Origin of the sequence: Paenarthrobacter sp. NEAU-H11, assembly GCF_050573415.1 — a bacterium.
GTDB lineage: Bacteria > Actinomycetota > Actinomycetes > Actinomycetales > Micrococcaceae > Arthrobacter.
Genome location: NZ_JBNZGA010000001.1, coordinates 494,289 through 516,615, shown reverse-complemented (window position 1 = coordinate 516,615; position 22,327 = coordinate 494,289). Strand labels below are relative to the sequence as shown.

Annotated in this window: 33 protein-coding genes; 29 read left to right on the top strand and 4 right to left on the bottom strand. The window is 62.3% G+C overall.

All coding sequences use genetic code 11. The features are described from left to right. Positions 1–2 precede the first annotated feature (2 nt). The gene (locus ACQ3DC_RS02425) at positions 3–1,439 is read right to left on the bottom strand and encodes a GH1 family beta-glucosidase (RefSeq protein WP_430751436.1); all 1,437 of its coding nucleotides are present in this window, start codon (positions 1,437–1,439) and stop codon (positions 3–5) included. A 411-nt stretch (positions 1,440–1,850) separates the two neighbouring features. Here ACQ3DC_RS02425 and rpsJ point away from each other — a divergent pair, with 411 nt between their 5' ends. The 23 genes from rpsJ (at position 1,851) to map (ending at position 15,021) form a co-directional block, all read left to right on the top strand. After that, complete coding sequence (gene rpsJ, locus ACQ3DC_RS02420) at positions 1,851–2,159, top strand: 30S ribosomal protein S10 (RefSeq protein WP_003803825.1); 309 nt, start codon at positions 1,851–1,853, stop codon at positions 2,157–2,159. 17 nt (positions 2,160–2,176) lie between these two features. After that, positions 2,177–2,827 carry a 50S ribosomal protein L3 gene (gene rplC, locus ACQ3DC_RS02415; RefSeq protein WP_013601833.1) on the top strand — a complete coding sequence of 217 codons (651 nt, stop codon included), beginning with the start codon at positions 2,177–2,179 and terminating at the stop codon, positions 2,825–2,827. A gap of 4 nt (positions 2,828–2,831) precedes the next feature. Next, complete coding sequence (gene rplD, locus ACQ3DC_RS02410) at positions 2,832–3,455, top strand: 50S ribosomal protein L4 (protein WP_104998635.1); 624 nt, start codon at positions 2,832–2,834, stop codon at positions 3,453–3,455. Then, complete coding sequence (gene rplW / locus ACQ3DC_RS02405; RefSeq protein WP_102975110.1) at positions 3,452–3,757, top strand: 50S ribosomal protein L23; 306 nt, start codon at positions 3,452–3,454, stop codon at positions 3,755–3,757. Before rplD ends, rplW begins: the two co-directional genes overlap by 4 nt. 29 nt (positions 3,758–3,786) lie before the next feature. After that, entirely contained in the window at positions 3,787–4,626 is an 840-nt protein-coding gene (rplB, locus tag ACQ3DC_RS02400) for a 50S ribosomal protein L2 (protein WP_066277871.1), read from the top strand. A gap of 12 nt (positions 4,627–4,638) precedes the next feature. Continuing rightward, positions 4,639–4,920 carry a 30S ribosomal protein S19 gene (gene rpsS / locus ACQ3DC_RS02395; RefSeq protein ID WP_003803803.1) on the top strand — a complete coding sequence of 94 codons (282 nt, stop codon included), beginning with the start codon at positions 4,639–4,641 and terminating at the stop codon, positions 4,918–4,920. Between the two features lie 38 nt (positions 4,921–4,958). Then, entirely contained in the window at positions 4,959–5,324 is a 366-nt protein-coding gene (gene rplV, locus ACQ3DC_RS02390) for a 50S ribosomal protein L22 (protein WP_009358304.1), read from the top strand. Next, positions 5,325–6,170 (top strand): 30S ribosomal protein S3, encoded by an 846-nt coding sequence (gene rpsC / locus ACQ3DC_RS02385; RefSeq protein WP_321214079.1) that lies wholly within the window; start codon positions 5,325–5,327, stop codon positions 6,168–6,170. After that, positions 6,171–6,587, top strand: coding sequence for a 50S ribosomal protein L16 (gene rplP / locus ACQ3DC_RS02380; RefSeq protein ID WP_013601829.1), 417 nt, complete (start codon positions 6,171–6,173; stop codon positions 6,585–6,587). A gap of 2 nt (positions 6,588–6,589) precedes the next feature. Beyond that, a complete protein-coding gene (gene rpmC / locus ACQ3DC_RS02375; RefSeq protein WP_013601828.1) occupies positions 6,590–6,919 on the top strand; it encodes a 50S ribosomal protein L29 in 330 nt (109 codons plus the stop codon). Continuing rightward, complete coding sequence (gene rpsQ / locus ACQ3DC_RS02370; protein ID WP_013601827.1) at positions 6,916–7,221, top strand: 30S ribosomal protein S17; 306 nt, start codon at positions 6,916–6,918, stop codon at positions 7,219–7,221. The genes rpmC and rpsQ overlap by 4 nt, the downstream gene beginning before the upstream one ends. 636 nt (positions 7,222–7,857) lie before the next feature. After that, the gene (rplN, locus tag ACQ3DC_RS02365; protein ID WP_009358299.1) at positions 7,858–8,226 is read left to right on the top strand and encodes a 50S ribosomal protein L14; all 369 of its coding nucleotides are present in this window, start codon (positions 7,858–7,860) and stop codon (positions 8,224–8,226) included. A 3-nt stretch (positions 8,227–8,229) separates the two neighbouring features. Beyond that, positions 8,230–8,592, top strand: coding sequence for a 50S ribosomal protein L24 (gene rplX / locus ACQ3DC_RS02360; protein ID WP_102975106.1), 363 nt, complete (start codon positions 8,230–8,232; stop codon positions 8,590–8,592). Further along, entirely contained in the window at positions 8,592–9,173 is a 582-nt protein-coding gene (rplE, locus tag ACQ3DC_RS02355) for a 50S ribosomal protein L5 (protein ID WP_102975105.1), read from the top strand. Before rplX ends, rplE begins: the two co-directional genes overlap by 1 nt. Positions 9,174–9,266: 93 nt before the next feature. Beyond that, positions 9,267–9,665: a 30S ribosomal protein S8 gene (rpsH, locus tag ACQ3DC_RS02350; protein ID WP_041652213.1), complete on the top strand. Its 399-nt coding sequence runs from the start codon at positions 9,267–9,269 to the stop codon at positions 9,663–9,665. A gap of 18 nt (positions 9,666–9,683) precedes the next feature. Then, positions 9,684–10,220 carry a 50S ribosomal protein L6 gene (gene rplF, locus ACQ3DC_RS02345; RefSeq protein WP_050054319.1) on the top strand — a complete coding sequence of 179 codons (537 nt, stop codon included), beginning with the start codon at positions 9,684–9,686 and terminating at the stop codon, positions 10,218–10,220. 2 nt (positions 10,221–10,222) lie between these two features. Further along, a complete protein-coding gene (gene rplR, locus ACQ3DC_RS02340) occupies positions 10,223–10,606 on the top strand; it encodes a 50S ribosomal protein L18 (RefSeq protein WP_421093985.1) in 384 nt (127 codons plus the stop codon). Further along, positions 10,603–11,325, top strand: coding sequence for a 30S ribosomal protein S5 (rpsE, locus tag ACQ3DC_RS02335; protein ID WP_104998631.1), 723 nt, complete (start codon positions 10,603–10,605; stop codon positions 11,323–11,325). The genes rplR and rpsE overlap by 4 nt, the downstream gene beginning before the upstream one ends. Positions 11,326–11,327: 2 nt before the next feature. Further along, positions 11,328–11,534: a 50S ribosomal protein L30 gene (rpmD, locus tag ACQ3DC_RS02330; RefSeq protein WP_078027228.1), complete on the top strand. Its 207-nt coding sequence runs from the start codon at positions 11,328–11,330 to the stop codon at positions 11,532–11,534. Then, positions 11,535–12,020 (top strand): 50S ribosomal protein L15, encoded by a 486-nt coding sequence (gene rplO / locus ACQ3DC_RS02325; protein ID WP_157241606.1) that lies wholly within the window; start codon positions 11,535–11,537, stop codon positions 12,018–12,020. It abuts the gene before it with no gap. A gap of 215 nt (positions 12,021–12,235) precedes the next feature. After that, on the top strand, positions 12,236–13,546 hold the full coding sequence (gene secY, locus ACQ3DC_RS02320; protein ID WP_321214077.1) for a preprotein translocase subunit SecY: 1,311 nt from the start codon (positions 12,236–12,238) through the stop codon (positions 13,544–13,546). Positions 13,547–13,551: 5 nt separating this feature from the next. Then, positions 13,552–14,121, top strand: coding sequence for an adenylate kinase (locus ACQ3DC_RS02315; RefSeq protein ID WP_197432583.1), 570 nt, complete (start codon positions 13,552–13,554; stop codon positions 14,119–14,121). Positions 14,122–14,193: 72 nt separating this feature from the next. Next, positions 14,194–15,021 (top strand): type I methionyl aminopeptidase, encoded by an 828-nt coding sequence (gene map / locus ACQ3DC_RS02310; protein ID WP_157241608.1) that lies wholly within the window; start codon positions 14,194–14,196, stop codon positions 15,019–15,021. A gap of 86 nt (positions 15,022–15,107) precedes the next feature. On the opposite strand, the gene ACQ3DC_RS02305 is transcribed toward map, so the two are convergent. The 3 genes from ACQ3DC_RS02305 to ACQ3DC_RS02295 all read right to left on the bottom strand — a co-directional run bounded on the left by ACQ3DC_RS02305 (position 15,108) and on the right by ACQ3DC_RS02295 (position 18,399). Then, positions 15,108–16,451, bottom strand: coding sequence for an ABC transporter substrate-binding protein (locus tag ACQ3DC_RS02305; protein WP_321214076.1), 1,344 nt, complete (start codon positions 16,449–16,451; stop codon positions 15,108–15,110). A 74-nt stretch (positions 16,452–16,525) separates the two neighbouring features. Next, the gene (locus ACQ3DC_RS02300; protein ID WP_321214075.1) at positions 16,526–17,446 is read right to left on the bottom strand and encodes a carbohydrate ABC transporter permease; all 921 of its coding nucleotides are present in this window, start codon (positions 17,444–17,446) and stop codon (positions 16,526–16,528) included. Further along, complete coding sequence (locus tag ACQ3DC_RS02295; protein WP_197432481.1) at positions 17,443–18,399, bottom strand: carbohydrate ABC transporter permease; 957 nt, start codon at positions 18,397–18,399, stop codon at positions 17,443–17,445. Before ACQ3DC_RS02295 ends, ACQ3DC_RS02300 begins: the two co-directional genes overlap by 4 nt. Positions 18,400–18,637: 238 nt before the next feature. Here ACQ3DC_RS02295 and ACQ3DC_RS02290 point away from each other — a divergent pair, with 238 nt between their 5' ends. From ACQ3DC_RS02290 to ACQ3DC_RS02265, 6 genes are all read left to right on the top strand, one after another. Further along, the gene (locus ACQ3DC_RS02290; RefSeq protein ID WP_157241610.1) at positions 18,638–19,573 is read left to right on the top strand and encodes a P1 family peptidase; all 936 of its coding nucleotides are present in this window, start codon (positions 18,638–18,640) and stop codon (positions 19,571–19,573) included. Positions 19,574–19,740: 167 nt separating this feature from the next. Then, complete coding sequence (infA, locus tag ACQ3DC_RS02285; RefSeq protein WP_009358723.1) at positions 19,741–19,962, top strand: translation initiation factor IF-1; 222 nt, start codon at positions 19,741–19,743, stop codon at positions 19,960–19,962. Between the two features lie 70 nt (positions 19,963–20,032). Beyond that, a complete protein-coding gene (rpmJ, locus tag ACQ3DC_RS02280; protein ID WP_009358722.1) occupies positions 20,033–20,146 on the top strand; it encodes a 50S ribosomal protein L36 in 114 nt (37 codons plus the stop codon). Positions 20,147–20,329: 183 nt separating this feature from the next. Then, a complete protein-coding gene (rpsM, locus tag ACQ3DC_RS02275) occupies positions 20,330–20,704 on the top strand; it encodes a 30S ribosomal protein S13 (protein WP_003803743.1) in 375 nt (124 codons plus the stop codon). A gap of 54 nt (positions 20,705–20,758) precedes the next feature. Continuing rightward, positions 20,759–21,160, top strand: coding sequence for a 30S ribosomal protein S11 (gene rpsK / locus ACQ3DC_RS02270; protein ID WP_018769149.1), 402 nt, complete (start codon positions 20,759–20,761; stop codon positions 21,158–21,160). Positions 21,161–21,290: 130 nt separating this feature from the next. Then, positions 21,291–22,301, top strand: a complete 1,011-nt coding sequence (locus ACQ3DC_RS02265) for a DNA-directed RNA polymerase subunit alpha (RefSeq protein WP_013601812.1) — start codon at positions 21,291–21,293, stop codon at positions 22,299–22,301. The last annotated feature ends 26 nt before the right edge of the window (positions 22,302–22,327 follow it).

Genomic DNA, 22,327 nt, shown 5'->3' with positions numbered 1-22,327 from the left:
AACTAGGCCTTGCCCGCTTTCCTTGCGCGGCTGAGTTCCTGGTACCAGTAGAAGGACTGTTTCGGGGTGCGCGCCTGGGTGTCAAAGTCCACATGGACCAGTCCGAAGCGTTGTGAATATCCGGCCGCCCACTCGAAGTTGTCCATGAGGGTCCACACGTAGTAGCCCCGGAGGTCCACGCCGGAAGCGATCCCGCCCGGAGCGGTGGCATCAAGGGCTGCTCCAAGGTGCGTGGCCAGGTAGCGCACCCGCTCCTCGTCCTGCCATGTTCCGGACACGGTCTCGGGCTCAGGGAAGCTGGCGCCGCCCTCGGTGATGAACACCGGCGGCAGTACTTCGCCGTACCGGTCGTGGAGCTCTTTCAGCAGGACACCCAGATGATCCGGGGCCACAGGCCAACCAAACCCGGTGCTGTCGTATTCCGGGTAGCCCACCTCGTGGAAGGGCAGTCGCGCCACCGCTTTGTGGACATCTGCCGGGATTGATGCTGCGCCGCGTCCCAGGGCCACCTTCACGGGGAAGTAGTAATTCAGGCCGTAGAAGTCCAGTGGCTGGTGGATGGTCCGCAGATCGGCGTCGGAGATTCTGCCGATGGAGCGCAGCCATGGCTTGGCATACAGGGGAAGATTCGGGTAGCGGCCTAGCAGCACGGGATCTGCGTAGATCCGGTTCATCAGCAGGTCATAGAGGTGGGCTACGAGCCGGTCACCTATCTTGCCGCTGGCGGGCCGCACGGGCGCGTGCAGGTTGGTCACCCCGATGCCTCCGGTTACGCCGGCTGCCCGCAGTGCCTGCGCACCAAGGCCGTGGGCCAGCAGTTGGTGGTGAATGGACGGGAGTGCGTCGAACATGAGCGCATGGCCGGGGGCATGCACGCCCAGGGCATAGCCGTTCAGGGTCACCGAGACGGGTTCGTTCAAGGTGACCCACTGCGCCACACGGTCCCCGAAGCGTTCGCCCGCGGCACTGGCATATTCGCCGAAGCGCTCGGCTGTCTCCCGGTTCATCCAGCCGCCGCGGTGTTCCAGCGGCAGCGGGGTATCCCAGTGGTAGAGCGTAGCCATCGGGCTGACCCCGGCCGCAAGCAGCTGATCCAGGAGCCGGTCGTAGAAGTCCAGGCCCTCTTTGTTGAAACCGCCGCGCCCCTCGGGTTGGATCCTCGGCCAGGACAGTGAGAAGCGGTAGGAGTCCACCCCAAGGTCCTTCAGCAGGGCCACGTCCTCCGGCAGCCTGTTGTAGTGATCGCACGCCACAGCGGGGGAGTGGCCGTCCACGATGGCGCCCGGCTTCTCGGCGAAGGCGTCCCAGCCGGAGGGCCCCCGCCCGCCGTCGGCCAATGCTCCTTCAATCTGGAAGGCAGCAGCGGCTACCCCCAAAGTGAACGACGCCGGCATCCGGCTGGCGAGTTCGGTCGCCGAGTCTGTGCTTTCCAGGGTCATGCCCCTATCATCCATTCGGTTGGGACGAGGGGCAATGGCCCCGGAAGAAGCACCCGCAGCCGGGCGTGAGCGGCGCCGATTCGCTTCTGCCGCCAAATTCCGGCATACTAGATGAGTTGTTCAAGCGCTTCTTCGCGTCCCGATCCGGATAATGCCGGATGCCAGGGTCCAAGTGGAAGACCAAACATAACCCACTCCCCATGGAATAGCGGATTTGTATGCGTGCATAGCGCGACACGCCCGACCGCGGGGGTCGGTTGCGCCGGCAAGGTGAGGAACCCGGATTCATCCGGATTCAGCTTGTGCGGCGGGTGGTAGTTACGACTTCAAATGCTTCGGCAGCCATACAACGAGAAATGAACAGGGCAGCCCTAACCAGGGGAAGCACAGACTGAAAGAGAGTCAGGCGACATGGCGGGACAAAAAATCCGCATCCGGCTGAAGTCATACGACCACGAGGTCATTGACGTTTCAGCACGGAAGATCGTTGAGACGGTCACGCGCGCAGGCGCAACGGTAGTGGGCCCCGTGCCGCTGCCTACGGAGAAGAACGTGTACTGCGTGATCCGCTCTCCGCACAAGTACAAGGACAGCCGCGAGCACTTCGAAATGCGCACGCACAAGCGTCTTATCGACATCATCGATCCCACGCCGAAGGCTGTTGACTCGCTCATGCGTCTCGACCTGCCGGCTGACGTGAACATCGAAATCAAGCTGTAGGGAGGTGCTGAGAGACTATGACCGCAACCCGTAACGTAAAGGGCCTGCTGGGCACGAAGCTCGGCATGACCCAGGTCTGGGACGAGAACAACAAGCTCATCCCCGTCACTGTGGTCCAGGCAGATTCGAACGTCATCACCCAGCTGCGCAACGCAGAAGCTGATGGCTACGTCGCCGTTCAGATCGGCTACGGCCAGATCGATCCCCGCAAGGTCACCAAGCCGCTGGCTGGTCACTTTGAAAAGGCGGGCGTCACGCCTCGCCGCCACGTCGTCGAACTCCGTACCGCAGATGCTGCTGAGTACGAGCTGGGCCAGGAGCTCTCCGTAGAGGTCTTCGAAGCCGGCCAGAAGATCGACGTCATCGGCACCACCAAGGGTAAGGGCTTCGCCGGTGTTATGAAGCGTCACGGCTTCCACGGCGTTGGAGCTTCCCACGGTGCCCACAAGAACCACCGTAAGCCCGGTTCAATCGGTGGCGCATCCACCCCGAGCCGCGTCTTCAAGGGCATGAAAATGGCCGGCCGCATGGGCGCCGTTCGTCACACCACGCTGAACCTCACGGTCCACGCGGTTGACGTCGAGAAGTCGCTGCTCCTTATCAAGGGTGCCGTTCCCGGCGCCCGCGGCCAGGTCGTCCTCGTACGCACCGCCGTGAAGGGAGCCTAGTCCAATGGCTAACACTGTCCAGGTTGACCTGCCTGCAGAGATCTTCGACGTCCAGACCAACGTGCCGTTGCTGCACCAGGTTGTCGTTGCCCAGCTCGCTGCTGCTCGCCAGGGTACCCACAAGACCAAGACCCGCGCTGAAGTTTCCGGTGCAGGACGTAAGCCGTTCAAGCAGAAGGGCACCGGCCGCGCCCGTCAGGGTTCAATCCGTGCTCCTCACATGACCGGCGGTGGCGTTGTCCACGGTCCCACCCCGCGTGACTACAGCCAGCGCACCCCCAAGAAGATGATTGCTGCTGCACTGCGCGGCGCACTGTCTGACCGGGCACGCAACGGGCGCATCCACGTTGTCGCCGAGCTGGTAGAAGGCTCCAAGCCTTCCGCCAAGGCTGCACTTGCAGCGCTGCGCGGCGTCTCCGACCGCAAGAACCTGCTGGTCGTCATCGAGCGCGCCAACGATGTTGCAGCACTGTCCGTGCGCAACCTCGCCGGTGTTCACGTTCTGTACGCAGACCAGCTGAACACCTACGACGTTCTCGTGTCTGATGACGTTGTCTTCACCAAGGCTGCCTACGACGCATTCGTTGCCGGCAAGGCAGTGGCAAAGAATGAGGAGGATGCCAAGTGAGTGCAGCCACCATCAAGGATCCGCGCGACGTCGTGCTTGCACCCGTCGTGTCGGAAAAGAGCTACGGCCTGATCGACGAGGGCAAGTACACCTTCCTGGTGGACCCCCGTTCGAACAAGACCGAGATCAAGCTGGCCGTGGAGAAAATCTTCTCCGTCAAGGTCGACTCGATCAACACCATCAACCGTGCCGGTAAGCGCAAGCGCACCAAATTCGGATGGGGTACCCGCAAGAACACCAAGCGTGCGATTGTCACCCTCAAAGAAGGCACCATCGACATCTTCGGCGGTCCGCTCTCGTAGCGGAGACCACTTTAACGAGGAAATAAATTATGGGAATCCGTAAATACAAGCCGACTACCCCGGGCCGTCGTGGCTCGAGCGTAGCGGACTTCACCGAAATCACGCGGTCGACTCCGGAAAAGTCGTTGGTACGTCCGCTGCCCAAAAAGGGCGGCCGTAACAACACCGGTAAGATCACCACCCGTCACAAGGGTGGCGGACACAAGCGCCAGTACCGTCTGATCGACTTCCGTCGTCACGACAAGGACGGCGTGGACGCCCGCGTTGCTGAAATTGAGTACGATCCGAACCGTACGGCTCGCATCGCCCTCCTGCACTACGTTGATGGCACCAAGCGTTACATCATCGCCCCGAACAAGCTGTCCCAGGGTGACTTCGTAGAGGCCGGCGCCAACGCTGACATCAAGCCTGGCAACAACCTGCCCCTGCGCAACATCCCCGTGGGTACCGTTATCCATGCAGTTGAACTGCGTCCGGGTGGCGGCGCCAAGATGGGCCGCTCCGCCGGTGCATCCATCCAGCTTGTTGCCAAGGAAGGCCGTTTCGCCCAGCTGCGTCTGCCTTCCGGCGAAATCCGCAACGTTGACGTGCGCTGCCGCGCAACCGTCGGCGAGGTCGGCAACGCCGAGCAGTCGAACATCAACTGGGGCAAGGCCGGCCGCATGCGCTGGAAGGGCGTCCGCCCGACGGTCCGTGGTGTCGCCATGAACCCGGTTGACCACCCGCACGGTGGTGGTGAGGGTAAGACGTCCGGTGGACGTAACCCCGTCAACCCCAACGGTCAGCGGGAAGGCCGCACCCGCCGCCCCAACAAAGAGAGCGACAAGCTTATTGTTCGTCGCCGTCGTACTGGCAAGAACAAGCGATAGGAGCCTGGACACATGCCACGCAGCCTGAAAAAAGGTCCTTTCGTCGACCAGCACCTCTTTGTGAAGGTAGCCAGGGAAAACGAAAAGGGCACCAAGAACGTCATCAAGACCTGGTCCCGCCGTTCGATGATCATCCCCGACATGCTCGGACACACGATCGCCGTACACGACGGACGCAAGCACATTCCGGTGTTTGTCACTGAGTCGATGGTCGGGCACAAGCTCGGCGAATTCGCTCCCACGCGGACATTCCGCGGCCATGTCAAGGACGACCGTAAGGGCAAGCGCCGCTAGGCGCCTGCACTTACGTCAAAGACGAGAGAAGGAAAGCAATGGAAGCCAAGGCAATTGCGCGCCACATCCGCGTAACGCCTATGAAGGCCCGGCGCGTCGTCAACCTTGTTCGTGGATTGCAAGCGAATGAGGCTCTGGCAATTCTGAAGTTTGCCCCCCAGGCAGCTTCGGAGCCGGTATTCAAGGTAGTACAGTCGGCAATCTCCAACGCCCGGGTCCTCGCGGACCGCGACGGCGTGGCGTTTGACGAAGGTGACCTCATCATCAGCGAAGCGTTTGTTGATGAAGGCCCGACCATGAAGCGGTTCCAGCCGCGTGCCCAGGGTCGTGCATTTCAGATCAAGAAGCGCACCAGCCACATCACCGTGGTAGTCGCTACCCCGGAGAAAGAGGAGGCTCGCTAAGTGGGACAGAAAGTAAACCCGCACGGGTTCCGACTCGGCATCACCACCGATCACGTATCGCACTGGTTCGCTGACAGCACCAAGGCCGGCCAGCGGTACAAGGACTTCGTTCGCGAAGACATCCGCATCCGCCAGCTCATGTCCACGGGCATGGAGCGCGCCGGTATCGCCAAGGTTGAGATCGAGCGCACCCGTGACCGCGTCCGCGTGGATATCCACACGGCCCGTCCCGGTATCGTCATCGGCCGCCGTGGAGCAGAAGCAGACCGCATCCGCGGCGAGCTCGAAAAGCTCACCGGCAAGCAGGTCCAGCTGAACATCCTCGAGGTCAAGAACCCCGAGATGGAAGCCCAGCTTGTTGCCCAGGGCGTTGCTGAGCAGCTGACTTCGCGTGTGGCGTTCCGCCGCGCAATGAAGAAGGCCATGCAGTCTGCGCAGCGTGCAGGTGCCAAGGGCATCCGTATCGCCTGCTCCGGTCGACTGGGTGGCGCTGAAATGTCCCGCTCGGAGTTCTACCGCGAAGGCCGTGTGCCCCTGCACACCCTCCGCGCGAACATCGACTACGGCTTCTACGAAGCCAAGACCACCTTCGGCCGCATCGGCGTGAAGGTCTGGATCTACAAGGGTGACGTCACGGCCAAGGAACTGGCCCAGCAGGCCGCTTCCGCCCCGTCCCGTGGCCGCGGTGCCAGCGACCGTCCGGGCCGCCCGGGTGGCGCTGACCGTGGCGACCGCCGCCGTCGCAACGACCGCCCGGCCGCTGACGCAGCTCCTGCTGCCGAGGCTCCGGCAGCTGAGGCAGCTGCTGCCGCACCGGCACAGGCTGTAGAAGGAGGACAGGCTTAAATGCTTATCCCACGTCGAGTCAAGCACCGTAAGCAGCACCACCCGGGTCGTTCCGGCGCTGCTACGGGCGGCACCAAGGTCTCCTTCGGTGAGTACGGCATCCAGGCCCTGAGCCCGGCATACGTCACCAACCGTCAGATCGAGTCTGCCCGTATCGCGATGACCCGCCACATCAAGCGTGGCGGTAAGGTCTGGATCAACATCTACCCGGACCGTCCCCTGACCAAGAAGCCTGCCGAAACCCGCATGGGTTCCGGTAAGGGTTCACCGGAATGGTGGGTCGCAAACGTCAAGCCGGGCCGGGTTCTCTTCGAGATCTCCGGTGTCGAGGAATCGGTAGCCCGCGAGGCACTGCGCCTGGCAATCCACAAGCTCCCGTTGAAGGCACGCATTCTGCGTCGCGAAGGTGGTGAATAGAAATGGCAGTAGGATCCAAGGATCTGGCTCCCGCACAGCTGGACGGTTTCGACAACGAGCGTCTCGTTGAAGAACTCCGCAAGGCCAAGGAAGAGCTGTTCAACCTGCGTTTCCAGTCCGCCACCGGACAGCTGGAGAACCACGGTCGTCTGCGCGCGGTAAAGAAGGACATCGCCCGCATCTACACCGTTCTCCGTGAGCGCGAGCTGGGCATTCGTGCCGAGGTTGCCGCACCGGTTGTGGAAGCCAAGGAAGAGAAGAAGTCCAAGAAGGCCGCAACCAAGAAGGCCGAGCCGGCTGAAACGGTTGAGACCGAGGAGGATGCCAAGTGAGTGAAAAGGACGAGAACGTGACGGAAACTGCTACCGCAGCCACGGCTGAGCAGCGCGGTTACCGCAAGACGCGTCGCGGCTACGTGGTCTCTGACAAGATGGAAAAGACCATCGTTGTCCAGGTTGAAGACCGCGTGAAGCACGCCCTGTACGGCAAGGTCATCCGCCGTACCTCCAAGGTCAAGGCTCACGACGAGAACAACACCGCCGGCATCGGCGACCTCGTTGTTATCGCCGAGACCCGCCCGCTGTCCGCCACCAAGAACTGGCGGCTCGTGGAAATCCTCGAGAAGGCCAAGTAGCACCTGCTGCTTCGGTAACCGGAAACCCCTGCTCCCCTGGGAGCGGGGGTTTCCGCTTTAACGGCGTGCACGCGTGGTGACCGCACGACGGCGGCGCTGCGGCTTCGCGGGGGAGTGGCACGCAAGGTGCGCCGAAAGAATTCTGCGCATGGCGCCGTCGTGCCCCCCGACGCTCTCTCACTTAACGTCGGTTTTTGGCCGATGCTCTCTCACTTTCCTGAGGACAGTGAGAGAGCGATGACCGAAAAGGCGCATTAAGTGAGAGAGCGTCCGACGGCGGGGAGCGGCACCAGAGGTGGGCCGTCAGGCTGCGGTGCGTAACGGCGTCGTCCGCCTTGCGGGGGAGCGCCGGCGGTGATATGGGGACTGGCCGGAACTGTGCTAAGATTTTGAGTTTGTATGGCGCCTTTCGTGCGCCGTCATCAACCTCGTAAACAAGCGTGCCACGGCATAGTGCCCCCTTGCGCCCAGGAGCAGTCCTGGACCGGATGGGAGCAACTGCTTCTGGCACGGGAGTTTAGGCCTGGTCTGGCAAAATCCAGGCAGGTCAAGAGACACCCCGATCAACCGTTCCGCAAGGCTCATTCCGTAGGAAGATTTTCGGTCTGAGAACCGGCGCGACGCAAGGAGTAAATAGTGATTCAGCAGGAGTCGCGACTCAAGGTCGCCGACAACACGGGTGCTAAGGAAATCCTTACCATTCGCGTTCTCGGTGGATCTGGCCGTCGCTACGCAGGCATCGGTGACGTCATTGTCGCCACCGTCAAGGATGCAATCCCGGGCGGCAACGTAAAGAAGGGCGATGTTGTCAAGGCAGTCATCGTCCGTACCAAGAAGGAACGCCGCCGTGCGGATGGTTCCTACATCAAGTTTGACGAGAACGCAGCTGTGATCCTGAAGGGCGACGGTGACCCCCGCGGTACCCGTATCTTCGGACCGGTTGGTCGTGAACTCCGTGACAAGAAGTTCATGAAGATCGTTTCTCTGGCTCCGGAGGTGCTCTAGTCCATGGCTTCTAAGATCAAGAAGGGTGACCTCGTTCAGGTCATCACTGGCGCCAAGGCTGAGCGCGGCGGCGACCGCGGCAAGCAGGGCAAGGTCCTGCGTGTTTTCACCGACACCAACCGCGTGTTGGTTGAAGGCGTTAACCGCGTAACCAAGCACACCAAGGTCGGTCAGTCGCAGCGCGGCACCAAGACCGGTGGCATCGAGGTTGTTGAAGCCCCGATCCACATCTCCAACGTGGCTCTGGTTGACCCGTCCACCAAGAAGCCCACCCGCGTCGGCTTCCGCACTGAGACCGTTGAGCGTAACGGCAAGCAGCGCGAAGTCCGCATCCGCGTGGCCAAGAGCTCAGGGAAGGACATCTAATGACTGAGACTCTCGAGACTCCGGCAACGAAGATCGTTCCTCGTCTGAAGACCAAGTACGCCGAATCCATCAAGAGCACGCTCATTGAGGAATTCAAGTACCAGAACGTCAACCAGGTTCCCCGCCTCGTGAAGGTCGTTGTGAACATGGGTGTTGGAGATGCCGCCAAGGACTCCAAGCTGATCGACGGCGCTGTCCGCGACCTCACCCAGATCACCGGCCAGAAGCCGCAGGTAACCAAGGCCCGCAAGTCGATCGCACAGTTCAAGCTGCGCGAAGGCATGCCCATCGGTGCGCACGCTACCCTGCGTGGCGACCGCATGTGGGAATTCCTGGATCGTCTTGTCACCCTGGCACTGCCCCGTATCCGCGACTTCCGCGGACTGAGCGGCAAGCAGTTCGATGGCAACGGCAACTACACCTTCGGTCTGACCGAGCAGGTTATGTTCCACGAAATCGACCAGGACAAGATCGACCGCGTCCGCGGTATGGACATCACGGTTGTTACCACTGCCAAGACCGATGACGAAGGCCGTGCGCTGCTCAAGGCGCTTGGTTTCCCGTTCAAGGCCGAAGACTAATCTAACTACGTAAAAGGTCCGGCGGCACGGCCCTGACTCCGGTCAGGGAAGCTGCGCCGCGGAAACCGTTACGAGGAAGGGCAAGAGCCCACCATGACAATGACAGATCCTGTCGCAGACATGCTTACGCGTCTGCGCAATGCAAACTCGGCATACCACGACACCGTGACCATGCCGTACAGCAAGCTCAAGGCACGCGTCGCCGACATCCTCAAGGCCGAAGGTTTCATCGCCGGCTGGAAGGAAGAGGACGCTGAGGTTGGCAAGAAGCTGACCATCGAGCTCAAGTTCGGACCGAACCGCGAGCGTTCAATCGCTGGCGTTCGCCGTATCTCCAAGCCGGGCCTGCGTGTTTACGCAAAGTCCACCAACCTGCCGCACGTGCTCGGTGGCCTGGGTGTCGCAATCCTGTCCACCTCTTCCGGCCTCCTGACTGACAAGCAGGCCGGCAAGAAGGGCGTGGGCGGCGAAGTCCTCGCGTACGTCTGGTAACGGGAAAGGAAGAGAATAATGTCACGTATTGGACGTCTCCCCATCACCGTTCCTGCCGGCGTTGAGGTCAAGGTTGACGGCTCTGTCGTCAGCGTCAAGGGATCCAAAGGCGAGCTGAACCACACTGTGGCCAGCCCGATCGAGGTCACCCTGGATGCAGACACCCTGACTGTCGCCCGCCCGAACGACGAGCGCGCCTCCCGTTCACTCCACGGCCTGACCCGCACCCTGATCTCCAACATGATCGAGGGCGTCACCAAGGGCTACGAGAAGAAGCTTGAAATCGTCGGTACCGGTTACCGCGTTCAGGCCAAGGGATCTGACCTTGAGTTCGCTCTCGGTTTCAGCCACCCGGTCAATGTCTCCGCACCGGAGGGCATCACCTTTGCAGTTGAGACCCCGACCAAGCTCTCTGTTTCAGGTATCAACAAGCAGCAGGTCGGCGAGGTTGCTGCCAACATTCGCAAGCTGCGGAAGCCGGACCCCTACAAGGGCAAGGGCATCCGTTACGCCGGCGAAGTCATCCGCCGCAAGGTCGGAAAGGCTGGTAAGTAACCATGGCCATCTCAATTAACAAGAAGCGTACGAACAAGAGCAAGTCTGCTTCGCGCAGCCGCCGCCAGCTTCGTATCCGTAAGCGCATCTCCGGTACGTCTGTACGTCCGCGTCTGGTCGTCAACCGTTCCGCACGCCACGTATTCGTCCAGGTTGTCGATGACACCAAGGGCCAGACCGTAGCGAGCGCCTCCACTCTGGAAGCCGACCTTCGTGCATTCGACGGCGACAAGACTGCCAAGGCCAAGCGCGTTGGCGAACTCGTCGCAGAGCGTGCCAAGGCTGCCGGTATCGAAGCTGTTGTCTTCGACCGCGGTGGTAACAAGTACCACGGCCGGATCGCCGCCGTCGCTGACGGTGCACGTGAAGGTGGGCTGTCACTGTGACGGAAGCAAACAAGGAAAAGGACACTGTGTCTGCAGATCAGAAGGCTACTGAAGCCGTAGCTGCCGCTGAGACCACTGCCCCCGCAGCTGCCGATGACCGCCGTGGTGGCGCTCGTCGCGGCGAGCGTGGCGACCGTGGCCAGGGCCGCGGCGACCGTGGTGGCCGTGGCGGCCGCGATGGCGGCCGTGAAGCCGAGAAGAGCCAGTTCGTAGAGCGCGTCGTTACCATCAACCGCGTTTCCAAGGTGGTCAAGGGTGGTCGTCGCTTCAGCTTCACCGCCCTGGTCGTCGTCGGTGACGGCAACGGTATGGTCGGCGTTGGCTACGGCAAGGCTAAGGAAGTTCCTGCCGCAATCGCAAAGGGCGTAGAAGAAGCTAAGAAGTCCTTCTTCCGCGTTCCCCGCGTTGGCAGCACCATCCCGCACCGCGTTCAGGGTGAGGCTGCCGCAGGCGTCGTAATGCTGCGTCCGGCCTCCGCCGGTACCGGTGTTATCGCCGGTGGCCCGGTCCGTGCAGTACTGGAGTGCGTGGGCATCCACGACATCCTCTCCAAGTCGCTCGGTTCCTCCAACGCCATCAACATCGTTCACGCGACTGTTGACGCCCTGAAGCGCCTCGAAGAGCCGGCAGCAGTGGCAGCACGCCGCGGCCTGCCCCTCGACGAGATCGCTCCGCCGGCACTGGTGAAGGCCCTTCTGAACATGAAGGCAGGTGCCTAGTCATGGCTAAGAACCTGATTCCCTCCGACGCGCAGTTGGAGATCACTCAGATCAAGTCCGCCATTGGCGGCAAGCAGAACCAGCGCGACACCCTGCGGTCCCTCGGCCTGAAGCGGATCGGACAGACTGTTGTCCGCACCGCCGATGCCGTGACTGTTGGAATGCTCAACACGGTTCCGCACCTGGTAAAGGTAGAGGAGGCGAAGTAAATGGCAGAGAACACTGCTGATAAGGCACAGGCTGCTGAGAAGCAGAACGCCCTGAAGGTTCACCACCTGCGTCCCGCCCCGGGTGCCAAGACCGCCAAGACCCGTGTTGGTCGTGGTGAAGCATCCAAGGGTAAGACCGCTGGCCGTGGCACGAAGGGTACTGCAGCCCGCTACCAGATCAAGGCTGGCTTTGCCGGCGGCCAGCTGCCGCTGCACATGCGCCTGCCCAAGCTGCGCGGCTTCAAGAACCCGTTCCGGGTCGAGTACCAGGTTGTAAACCTGGACAAGCTCAACGAGCTGTTCCCCGAAGGTGGCGCAGTCACCGTGGAGAACCTGGTCGAAAAGGGTGCCGTTCGCAAGAACCAGCCCGTCAAGGTGCTGGGCACCGGCGACATCACCGTCAAGGTTGACGTCACCGCCCACGCATTCTCGGCCAGCGCCGCTGAAAAGATTGCCGCAGCAGGCGGAAGCACCACCGCTCTCTAGAGCCGGTGGGCGCCAAGCCCGTTGTTGAACTCCCGGTCCCGGGGCTACGGCCCCGGGACCGGGAGTTTTTTCCATCCGCCCGGCGTTTTTTCGCCGCCATCCGGCGCAGCGCCGCTTCCGCGGATTGTTCGCAGGGCGCATACACCCGTTAGACTCGGTTGTTGGGATTCATCGATCCCCATCACACCACTCTTATAGACACCACAGGAGGACGCTTGCTTAGCGCATTTGGCCGGGCCTTTCGCACGCCTGATCTGCGACGCAAGTTGTTGTTCACGCTGGGAATCATCACCATCTTCCGCTTGGGTGCCTTCATTCCCTCGCCTGGTGTGAACTACCAGAACGTGCAGCAATGCTTGCAGGGCGGTCAGACGGCAGGCGGGCTGTACCAGCTCGTGAACCTGTTCAGCGGCGGAGCCCTGCTGCAGGTGTCCATCTTCGCCCTGGGTATCATGCCGTACATCACGGCAAGCATCATCGTCCAGTTGCTCCGGGTGGTCATTCCCCGGTTCCAGGAACTGTACGAGGAAGGCGCGTCCGGCCAGTCGAAACTGACCCAGTACACGCGCTACCTCACCATCGCACTGGGCCTGCTCAACGCCACCACCCTGGTGTCGCTGGCGCGTTCCGGCCAGCTGCTGCCCGGCTGCAACCTGCAGATCATTCCCGACAGCAGCGTGATCACCACCATCCTGATCATCATCACCCTGACGGCCGGTACCGGCCTGATCATGTGGATGGGCGAACTCGTGACCGAGAAGGGCGTGGGCAACGGCATGTCGCTGCTGATCTTCACGTCCATTGCTGCCACCTTCCCCACCTCCCTGGGCGCCATCTGGACCTCGCAGGGTCCCGGCACCTTCTTTATCGTCCTTGCCGTGGGCCTGCTCACCGTGGCCCTGGTGGTCTTCGTTGAGCAATCGCAGCGCCGCGTTCCTGTTCAGTACGCGAAGCGGATGATCGGCCGCCGGACCGTGGGCGGCACCAGCACCTACATCCCCATCAAGGTCAACATGGCCGGTGTCATCCCGGTGATCTTCGCGTCCTCCATGCTGTACCTGCCGGGCCTGGTTGCGCAGTTCAACCAGCCCAAGCAGGGCGAGCAGCTCCAGCCGTGGGTTGAATGGATCAACAACAACCTGACACGCGGTGACCACCCGATCTACATGGTGCTGTACTTCGCCATGATCGTGTTCTTTACCTACTTCTATGTCGCGATCACCTTCAACCCTGAAGAGGTCTCGGACAACATGAAGAAGTACGGCGGCTTTATCCCGGGTATCCGCGCGGGTAAGCCGACCGCTGACTATCTGCAGTACGTGCTCTCCAGGATCACCCTGCCAGGAGCCATGTACCTGGGCTTCGTGGCGCTGATTCCGCTGGTTGCACTGGTACTGATCAACGCGAACCAGAACTTCCCGTTCGGTGGCACCTCGATCCTGATCATGGTGGGCGTGGGTCTGGAGACCGTCAAGCAGATTGACGCACAGCTACAACAACGTCACTACGAAGGGCTTTTGCGATGACGAGAATGCTGATTATTGGGCCTCCGGGCTCCGGAAAAGGAACGCAGGCGGAACGGATTTCAGAGCGCCTCGGCGTTGTGGCCATCTCCACCGGCGACATCTTCCGTGCAAACGTGAAGGGCGAAACGCCGCTTGGCATCGAGGCCAAGAAGTACATGGACAACGGCGACTTCGTTCCGGACAGCGTGACCAACAAGATGGTGCGGGACCGGCTCAGCGAGTCCGACGTCGAAAACGGCTTCCTGCTGGACGGCTACCCCCGCACCACCGCCCAGGTGGACTACCTGGACGAGATCCTCGCCAAGGGTGAGGAAAAGCTCGACGTCGTCCTGCAGTTGACTGCCGACGATGAGGAACTGGTGCACCGGCTGCTCGGCCGGGCCAAGGAAACGGGCCGGAGCGACGACAACGAAGCCGTCATCCGCCACCGCCTTGACCTGTACCACGAGCAGACCGAAGCCGTGGTGGCCAAGTACGCCGAGCGCGGCATCCTCACCCAGGTGGACGGCATCGGCCCCATCGACGAGGTCACCGACCGCGTGATGCAGGCCATCAAGGCAGCGCAGGCAGCCTGATCCAGGCGGCAGTTATCCGAGGCTCCTCCCGTCATCCGGGAGGAGCCTCAGCCATTTGAAAGAAGGAACACCATGGCCTTTGGCCAGCCCCGCATCGAATACAAGACCAATGCCCAGATGCGCATCATGCACGAGGCAGGCCTGGTCCTGAGCCGCGCGCTTGACGCTGCCGTTGCCGCGGCCGTGCCCGGAGTGACCACCAAGCACCTGGACGACGTCTTCGCCGCCGTGCTGAACGAGGCCGGCGCAAAGTCGAACTTCCTCGGCTACCACGGCTTTCCGGCCACCATCTGCACCTCAGTCAACGAGGAAGTGGTGCACGGCATCCCCGGCAGCCGCGTGCTCAAGGACGGGGACATCATCTCGATCGACGGCGGCGCAATCGTGAACGGCTGGCACTCCGACTCCGCCAGGACCGTCATCGTGGGCACCGCCGATCCGGAGGACCAGCGCCTGTCTGACGTGACCAATGCAGCCATGTGGCGCGGAATCGCGGCACTGGCCACCGGCAAGCATGTGGGTGACATCGGGGCCGCCATCGACGACTACGTTTCCGCAGTCCCCGGCAAGCCGTTGGGGATCCTCGAAGATTACGTAGGCCACGGCATCGGCTCGGAAATGCACATGGCCCCGGATGTGCTGAACTACCGCACCAGCCACCGTGGACCCAAGATCCGGCCCGGCCTCTGCCTCGCGATCGAGCCCATGCTGGTGCGCGGCGGCATCGACACCGCTGTCCTTGAGGACGACTGGACCGTGGTGACCACGGACGGCCAGCGCTCCTGCCAGTGGGAGCACTCAGTGGCTGTCCATGAGAAGGGCATCTGGGTGCTGTCAGCGCCCGACGGCGGCGCGGAGCACCTGGTGCCCCTCGGGGTCACCCCGGTGCCGGTCCCGTAGCCCCGCGGCCTTCCTGCCCAGGCAGAAGCGCCGGCTGCCGTTGTGATTCCACAACGTCAGCCGGCGCTTCGTCCTTAAGGAGAAACTCAACCGAGCTTCGGCTTGACGTCCTTTTCGTAGATGCCCTCCAGCGTCTTCTTCAGGCTGGTCATGGTGGACTTGACGTCCGCCTGCTGGGTAAGGATCGCTGCGGCCGCCTTGGCCAGTTCCTGGTCAGCACCCGGGAGGAACACGCGGGCATTGTCCTGGACCCGCGTAACAGCCAGCTGGTCCACGGCAGTCTGGATCTGCGGCGTCCGGGCCAGGACCGCCTTCATGTCCGCCGACTCGCGGGTGGGCATGTAGCCGGTGGCAGCCGAGAAGGCTGCGCTGTTTTCCGGCTCGGTCATGAACTTGATGAACGTGCCGGCTGCCAGCTGCTCTTCCTTGGTGATGCCGCTGGGGATGCCCAGCCCTGCGCCGCCGGTGGGGCAGACGTTGGTCTCGGCCTTCGGTCCGCCGGGAAGGAAGCCCACACCCACATTGAACGGCGCGGACTTCAGCACGCCAAGGAGGGATCCGGTGGAGGAGATCGTGGACGAGGTCAGCCCGGCGGAGAAGTCGTCCGCAGCTTCCTTGGAGGAGACGCCGGCCCATCCGTTCTTGTAGATGGAGTCCTGGGCCCACTGCAGCGCTTCGATGGATTCAGGCGAATCGCAGGTGATCTCCCATTCCTTGGACCAGGAGCCACCCCAGCCCCAGAGGTTGTTTTGCAGGGTCCACCCCGCGTAGCCCGCCAGCGCAGGATAGATGTAGGCGTACTGCGCGCCTGAGCTGGCCTTCAGCTTGGGCGCCCACTCGCCGAACTCCTGCCAGGTTTTGGGTGCCCGGTCCGGCAGCCCGGCCGCCTTGAAGTGGTCCTTGTTGTAATAGAACAGGGGAGTTGAACGCCCGTAGGGGAGCGCCCATTGCTTGTCGTTGTACTTGTAGTCGTCCACGAGTGACTTCCGGAAATCGTCCAGCTTGATGTCCAGCTGCTTGACGAGGGCGTCCACCGGGATGATGCTGCCGTTGGTGAAGTAGCGGAACCACCAGACATCGGAGAGGACCACGACGCCCGGGAGGCCGGATTTTGCCGCCTGCGAGGTCTGGAACTTCTGCGCGATTTCCTCGTAGTTCGCGCCGGCTGTGACCAGGTTGACCCGGATGTCCGGGAACTTGGCGTGGAACTTCTCAATAATGGCCTTTTCGACGTCCTGCGACTTACCGGGGTGGTTGGACCAGAAGTCGATTTTCGCGGCCGGTTTCACTCCACTGAAGTCGAGTTCCGCGGCTTCGCTGGCCTTGGGCGTGCCGCTCGTGGACGGGCCGCCGCAGGCTGCCAGGGCAGCGGCCGACGCCGTGACCCCGGCGAGTCCCAGGAAGTGCCTCCGATCGAGGTGCTGTGTCATGTGCAGGTCCTTTCATTGGGTGCCGCATTGAGGAGTGGGGTGCTTCTTCTGTGACGAACGACGGCGGCACGGGCTTACCCGGTGACGCTGCCCTGGGTGAGCCCGGCGACGATGTAACGCTGGAGGGCTGCGAAAACGATAAGGATGGGGACGATGACCAGGACGGCGCCGGCCATGAGGATGCCCCATCCGGAGGCGTTGCCCTCGGAGTTCTGGAGCAGTGTCAGGCCCACCGGCAGGGTCATGGTGTCGGGACGGTCCGTGATGATCAGCGGCCAGATGTACTCGTTCCACTCGCTGACAATGGTCACGAGTGCCACCGTGGCGATGGAGGGAACGGAGACCGGCACCACGATCCGCCAGAGGCGGCGCCAGTGGCCGGCGCCATCGATTTCCGCCGACTCAAGGATGGAGGCGGGCAGTGTGAGGAAGTGCTGGCGCAGGAGGAAGGTTCCGAAGGCGGTTCCGAGGCCCGGGAGGATGATGCCCCACAGGGTGTTCTTTCCGCCCATTCCCGAGATCAGGATGTAGTTGGGCAGGATGGACACCTGGGGCGGCACCATAAGGGCCACCAGGATCAGGACGAAAATCGCGTTCTTGAACGGGAAGCGCACGAAGACCAGGGCGTAGGCCGTCAGGATGGCAAGGATGACTTTCACGCTGGCGCCCGTCACCGTGACGATGGTGCTGTTCAGGAAGAACTGGCCGAAGGGCACAGTGGTCATCGCGATCTGGTAGTTCTGCAGATTGAGGCTTTCCGGCAGGATCTTCAGGTCCATGGTGATGATCTCACCAGGCTGCTTGAATGAGCTGAGCACCATCCAGAGCAGCGGCAGGAAGACCACCAGGGTTGCCAGGACCAGCGGGACGTAGCCGCCGAGGACGGCTTGCGCCAGGTTGCGCCGCGAGAAGGGCCGATCGCGGGGAAGAAGTGGTTCGGCTTCCTGCGTTGCCGGGACGGTGGGGTCCGGGTTGACCGGTGACAGGGAGCTCACGAGTAGTGCACCTTCCGCTCCACGAAACGCAGTTGGAACACGGTGATCACCAGGAGGATCGCGAACAGGACCACCGAGATGGCCGCCGAATAGCCTGCGCGGTTGAAGGCACCAAACGCCTGGAGGTACGCCTCGTAGATCAGGGTGCTGGTACCGGTTCCCAACGGGGTCATGATGCGGATCAGGTCGAAGGCCTGCAGCGAGGACAGCATGGTGGTGATCAGCAGGAAGAACGTGGTGGGGGACAGGAGCGGCAACGACATGCTGATGAACCGCCGGAACCCGTTCGCGCCATCCAGGGACGCCGCCTCCATGACATCCTGTGGCAGGGACTGCAGCCCGGCCAGGTAGACCACCGCGCAGTACCCCAGGTTCTTCCAGACGTAGACGAGGATGACCATGACCAGGGAAAGCTGCGGGTCATTGATCCACTGCGGGCTCTGCTGGCCGATGCCCCGGAGCAGCCAGGCCAGGACGCCGTAGCCGGGATCGAAAATGAAGAGCCACACCAGGCCCACGCCCACGCCGGACAGGACGTAGGGAGCGAATACCGCTGAACGGGCGAAGGTGGTTCCCGGGACTTTCGCATTCAGCGCCAGGGCGATGAGCAGCCCCAGGATCATGGATCCGCCCACCGTGACTGCAGTGAAGATCGCCGTGGTGCCCAGTACCTTGGAGGCGTCGTCGCTGGTGAAGAAGGTGACGTAGTTATTGATGCCCACCACCGTGGCTGAGGGCGACCCCAGGGTCCAGTCCAGCGTGGAGTAGTAGATGTTGCTGACCAAAGGCCTGTATGTGAAGACGGCGATCAGCACCAGGTTGGGCAAAGCGAGGGCAAGGAACACGAAGAAGTCACGCCGGGTTCGCTGCGTCCAGCGCCGGCGTCCAGGGGCGGCGGCGGGTCCGGGCTTCGTGGGATCGGTGGACGGATGGGGTGCGAGTTGACGGGTCATGCGGTCTCTCACGGGATTCGTGCCTGCTCGTGGCCGGCCGTGGTCGGGGGAGTCTAGCCATTACTTCACCACAAAGTCAGTAGGCGGAAAGCTACGAATGCCCTCGTGAGGGGACTGTTATACGAGGCTTCATTGCCTGTTAACGCTGTGCTGCCTGCAGTCTTGCACAAACTTTGTTTGAAAGTCAGGGACCCGCCGTATTCATCAGTTTGCTGGTCAAAAGGGCAGAATGGATGGCATGGGAGCGATCACCGATGTCCCCGGCATCCGGGTTGGCCACGCGCAAAGGTCCGACGACGGCTGGCTGACCGGGGTGACGGTGGTCCTTCCGCCGCCGGGCACGGTGGGTTCGGTGGATGTCCAGGGAGGCGGACCGGCCACCCATGAGACGGACGCTCTGGATCCCACCACCCTGGTCAGCGCCGTCGACGCCGTGGTCCTCACCGGCGGCAGCGCGTACGGCCTTGCCTCCGCCGCCGGCGCCCAGCGCTGGTGCGAGGAGAACGGCCGCGGGTTCCCGGTGCCCGGGGGAGTAGTCCCTATCGTGCCGGCCGCCGCGATCTTCGACCTGGGCAGGGGCGGGGACTTCTCCGCACGTCCGACGGCGGACATGGGCTACGCGGCAACCGCCGCCGCTGCGTCGCAAACGGAAGGGCACGACGTCGGACGCGGCAACGTGGGCGCCGGCACCGGGGCCCTCATCGGCAGGGGACAGTTCAAAGGCGGCGCAGGCACGGCCTCCATCACGCTGGACAACGGCATCGTTGTCGGAGCCCTTGCCATCGTCAATGCGTTGGGACTCCCCTTTGGGTTCGAGAGGCCCAATCGCCATGATGCAGACGCCCCGCTGAACACCACCCTCGTTGTTGTCGCCACCAATGCGGTGCTCGATGTTGCCGAGTGCAAGCGAACTGCTTCGGCGGCGCACGCCGGGATAGCAAGGGCCCTGAATCCGAGCCACACCCTGGCTGACGGGGACACTGTATTCTGCCTGGCCACCCAGGCTGCGGCACTCGATCGTTCGGACGAAGCTGCCCGGCGGCTCAGCCTCATCACCCTGCAGAGTGCGGCAGCCGACGTCGTACGTTTGGCCATCCTCGACGGCATAGCCAGTGCCCGGGCCGTGAGCACTCCGGCGGGGGAATATGGTGCGTACGGCGGCGGGATGCGCTAGCATGGCTGGATTTAACTTTCGCTGCAAAGTGGCGTAGTGTTGTTTGTTGGTTGTCTGGACTGCCACGCCCTTTTGGGTCTGGAGCCGGCAATCGATCCAACCAAAACGTTCGTGGCCATGCCCGGTGCAATCCGGCAGGGCTGCGGCAACAACAGTTAGCGGAGGGTATGGCCAAGAAGGACGGGGTCATTGAGATCGAAGGCGTTGTGACCGAGGCGCTGCCTAACGCGATGTTTCGCGTTGAGCTCACCAACAAGCACATCGTTCTGGCACACATCTCTGGAAAGATGCGTCAGCACTACATCCGAATCCTCCCAGAGGACCGCGTAGTGGTGGAGCTGAGCCCGTACGACCTCACCCGTGGTCGTATCGTCTACCGCTACAAGTAAATTGCTGGGCGGCTTCAGCGCGAGCTGAGCGCCGCTCCAGTTGACCAACTGTTACACGCAAAGGAATGCCATGAAGGTCAAGCCGAGCGTCAAGCAGATCTGCGAAAAGTGCAAAGTGATCCGCCGTAATGGCCGGGTCATGGTGATCTGCGAGAACCCGCGCCACAAGCAGCGCCAGGGCTAATTTCCCTTCATCGGGAAATCCTGGGTTGCTAACCCACGCAAGTAAATAAAGGCAGCACAAGCTGATCTGGAACATTGAGCTCGAAAGAGTCCGGACAGCTAACCCCCGGTCGGAGGCTGGGGCCGCACAGAACGTGCGGGTGTACTGCCTAGGACCTCCGGTTTATCAAGGAGTACTGCCACTATGGCTCGTCTCGCTGGCGTAGACATTCCCCGCGAAAAGCGGCTGGAAATTGCGCTTACTTACATCTACGGCGTGGGCAAGACCCGTGCACACGAAACCCTGGCTGCCACGGGCATCAGCGCTGACGTTCGCGTCAAGGACCTGACTGACGCCCAGCTGGTTGAGCTGCGTGACTACATTGAAGGCAACTACAAGGTTGAGGGTGACCTTCGCCGCGAAGTAGCAGCAGATATCCGCCGCAAGGTTGAGATCGGCAGCTACGAAGGCCTGCGCCACCGCAAGGGCCTGCCCGTACGCGGACAGCGTACGAAGACCAACGCACGTACCCGCAAGGGCCCGAAGCGTACCGTCGCCGGCAAGAAGAAGGCCCGTTAAAATCCCCGCCGGGACTAACGGACTTTCCCCCGATAACTTTCTGTAGGAGAAAAAATGCCCCCGAAGACTCGTGGCGCGGTTCGCAAGCCGCGTAAGAAGGACAAGAAGAATATCGCGCTGGGCCAGGCGCACATCAAGAGCACTTTTAACAACACCATCGTTTCCATCACGGACCCGAACGGCGCTGTTATCTCTTGGGCTTCCTCAGGTGAGGTTGGCTTCAAGGGCTCGCGTAAGTCCACCCCGTTCGCAGCCCAGATGGCCGCCGAAGCTGCTGCCAAGCGTGCGCAGGAGCACGGCATGCGCAAGGTAGACGTTTTCGTCAAGGGCCCGGGCTCCGGACGCGAGACCGCGATCCGTTCGCTCCAGGCCGCCGGTCTCGAGGTTGGCTCCATCCAGGACGTCACCCCCGCTGCGCACAACGGCTGCCGCCCGCCGAAGCGCCGCCGCGTCTAAGGCTTTTCCGCCGTTTGAGCTTGCCCGGACCGTCGACGGTCCGGGCAAGCCCAGCGCGTTAAGTCTTCAGACCGAATTTCCACCACCTGTGTTGCGTCATATAGCGGATGCTCGCCGAAAGGAAACCTAAGTGCTCATTGCACAGCGCCCCACCCTCTCCGAAGAGGTAGTCTCCGAAAACCGTTCGCGTTTCATCATTGAACCGCTGGAACCGGGCTTCGGCTACACCCTCGGAAACTCCCTCCGCCGTACCCTGCTCTCCTCCATCCCCGGTGCTGCCGTAACCAGCATCCGGATCGATGGCGTGCTGCACGAGTTCACCACGGTTCCGGGTGTCAAGGAAGATGTCACTGAGATCATCCTGAACATCAAGAGCCTCTCGGTCTCCTCCGAGCACGATGAGCCGGTTGTTGCATACCTGCGCAAGCAGGGCCCCGGAGTCGTCACCGCCGCGGACATCGCTCCGCCGGCCGGCGTCGAATTCCACAACCCGGATCTGCACATCGCCACGCTGAACTCGAAGGGCAAGTTCGAACTCGAACTGACCATCGAGCGCGGCCGCGGCTACGTTTCGGCAGCTCAGAACAAGTCCGGCGATGCAGAGATCGGCCGCATCCCGGTCGACTCCATCTACTCGCCGGTGCTGAAGGTTACTTTCCGCGTGGAAGCAACCCGTGTTGAGCAGCGCACCGACTTCGACAAGCTGATTGTCGACGTCGAGACCAAGCAGGCCATCGCCCCGCGCGATGCTGTTGCTTCCGCAGGCACCACCCTGGTGGAGCTCTTCGGTCTGGCACGTGAGCTGAACACCGCAGCTGAAGGTATCGAGATCGGCCCGTCGCCCACCGACGCTGCCCTGGCAGCCGACATGGCACTGCCGATCGAGGATCTGGACCTCACCGTCCGTTCCTACAACTGCCTCAAGCGTGAGGGCATCCACACCGTGGGTGAACTCGTTGCCCGCTCCGAGGCTGACCTGATGGACATCCGCAACTTCGGTGCCAAGTCCATTGACGAGGTCAAGGCAAAGCTGGTTGAACTGGGCCTGTCCCTCAAGGACTCGCCTCCCGGTTTTGACCTCGCAGCACGCGCCGCAGCAATCGAAGAGGACGACGCCGCCTTCGGCGACGACGAACTCTAAACCAGACCTTGGCCGGCGGGCAGGCA

Bases quoted from the DNA above. Each gene is read 5' to 3' on its own strand.
- ACQ3DC_RS02425 (WP_430751436.1), bottom strand. From the start codon at position 1,439: ATGACCCTGGAAAGCACAGACTCGGCGACCGAACTCGCCAGCCGGATG.
- rpsJ (WP_003803825.1), top strand. From the start codon at position 1,851: ATGGCGGGACAAAAAATCCGCATCCGGCTGAAGTCATACGACCACGAG.
- rplC (WP_013601833.1), top strand. From the start codon at position 2,177: ATGACCGCAACCCGTAACGTAAAGGGCCTGCTGGGCACGAAGCTCGGC.
- rplD (WP_104998635.1), top strand. From the start codon at position 2,832: ATGGCTAACACTGTCCAGGTTGACCTGCCTGCAGAGATCTTCGACGTC.
- rplB (WP_066277871.1), top strand. From the start codon at position 3,787: ATGGGAATCCGTAAATACAAGCCGACTACCCCGGGCCGTCGTGGCTCG.
- rpsS (WP_003803803.1), top strand. From the start codon at position 4,639: ATGCCACGCAGCCTGAAAAAAGGTCCTTTCGTCGACCAGCACCTCTTT.
- rplV (WP_009358304.1), top strand. From the start codon at position 4,959: ATGGAAGCCAAGGCAATTGCGCGCCACATCCGCGTAACGCCTATGAAG.
- rplP (WP_013601829.1), top strand. From the start codon at position 6,171: ATGCTTATCCCACGTCGAGTCAAGCACCGTAAGCAGCACCACCCGGGT.
- rpmC (WP_013601828.1), top strand. From the start codon at position 6,590: ATGGCAGTAGGATCCAAGGATCTGGCTCCCGCACAGCTGGACGGTTTC.
- rplX (WP_102975106.1), top strand. From the start codon at position 8,230: ATGGCTTCTAAGATCAAGAAGGGTGACCTCGTTCAGGTCATCACTGGC.
- rplE (WP_102975105.1), top strand. From the start codon at position 8,592: ATGACTGAGACTCTCGAGACTCCGGCAACGAAGATCGTTCCTCGTCTG.
- rpsH (WP_041652213.1), top strand. From the start codon at position 9,267: ATGACAATGACAGATCCTGTCGCAGACATGCTTACGCGTCTGCGCAAT.
- rplF (WP_050054319.1), top strand. From the start codon at position 9,684: ATGTCACGTATTGGACGTCTCCCCATCACCGTTCCTGCCGGCGTTGAG.
- rplR (WP_421093985.1), top strand. From the start codon at position 10,223: ATGGCCATCTCAATTAACAAGAAGCGTACGAACAAGAGCAAGTCTGCT.
- rpmD (WP_078027228.1), top strand. From the start codon at position 11,328: ATGGCTAAGAACCTGATTCCCTCCGACGCGCAGTTGGAGATCACTCAG.
- rplO (WP_157241606.1), top strand. From the start codon at position 11,535: ATGGCAGAGAACACTGCTGATAAGGCACAGGCTGCTGAGAAGCAGAAC.
- ACQ3DC_RS02315 (WP_197432583.1), top strand. From the start codon at position 13,552: ATGCTGATTATTGGGCCTCCGGGCTCCGGAAAAGGAACGCAGGCGGAA.
- map (WP_157241608.1), top strand. From the start codon at position 14,194: ATGGCCTTTGGCCAGCCCCGCATCGAATACAAGACCAATGCCCAGATG.
- ACQ3DC_RS02305 (WP_321214076.1), bottom strand. From the start codon at position 16,451: ATGACACAGCACCTCGATCGGAGGCACTTCCTGGGACTCGCCGGGGTC.
- ACQ3DC_RS02295 (WP_197432481.1), bottom strand. From the start codon at position 18,399: ATGACCCGTCAACTCGCACCCCATCCGTCCACCGATCCCACGAAGCCC.
- ACQ3DC_RS02290 (WP_157241610.1), top strand. From the start codon at position 18,638: ATGGGAGCGATCACCGATGTCCCCGGCATCCGGGTTGGCCACGCGCAA.
- infA (WP_009358723.1), top strand. From the start codon at position 19,741: ATGGCCAAGAAGGACGGGGTCATTGAGATCGAAGGCGTTGTGACCGAG.
- rpmJ (WP_009358722.1), top strand. From the start codon at position 20,033: ATGAAGGTCAAGCCGAGCGTCAAGCAGATCTGCGAAAAGTGCAAAGTG.
- rpsM (WP_003803743.1), top strand. From the start codon at position 20,330: ATGGCTCGTCTCGCTGGCGTAGACATTCCCCGCGAAAAGCGGCTGGAA.
- rpsK (WP_018769149.1), top strand. From the start codon at position 20,759: ATGCCCCCGAAGACTCGTGGCGCGGTTCGCAAGCCGCGTAAGAAGGAC.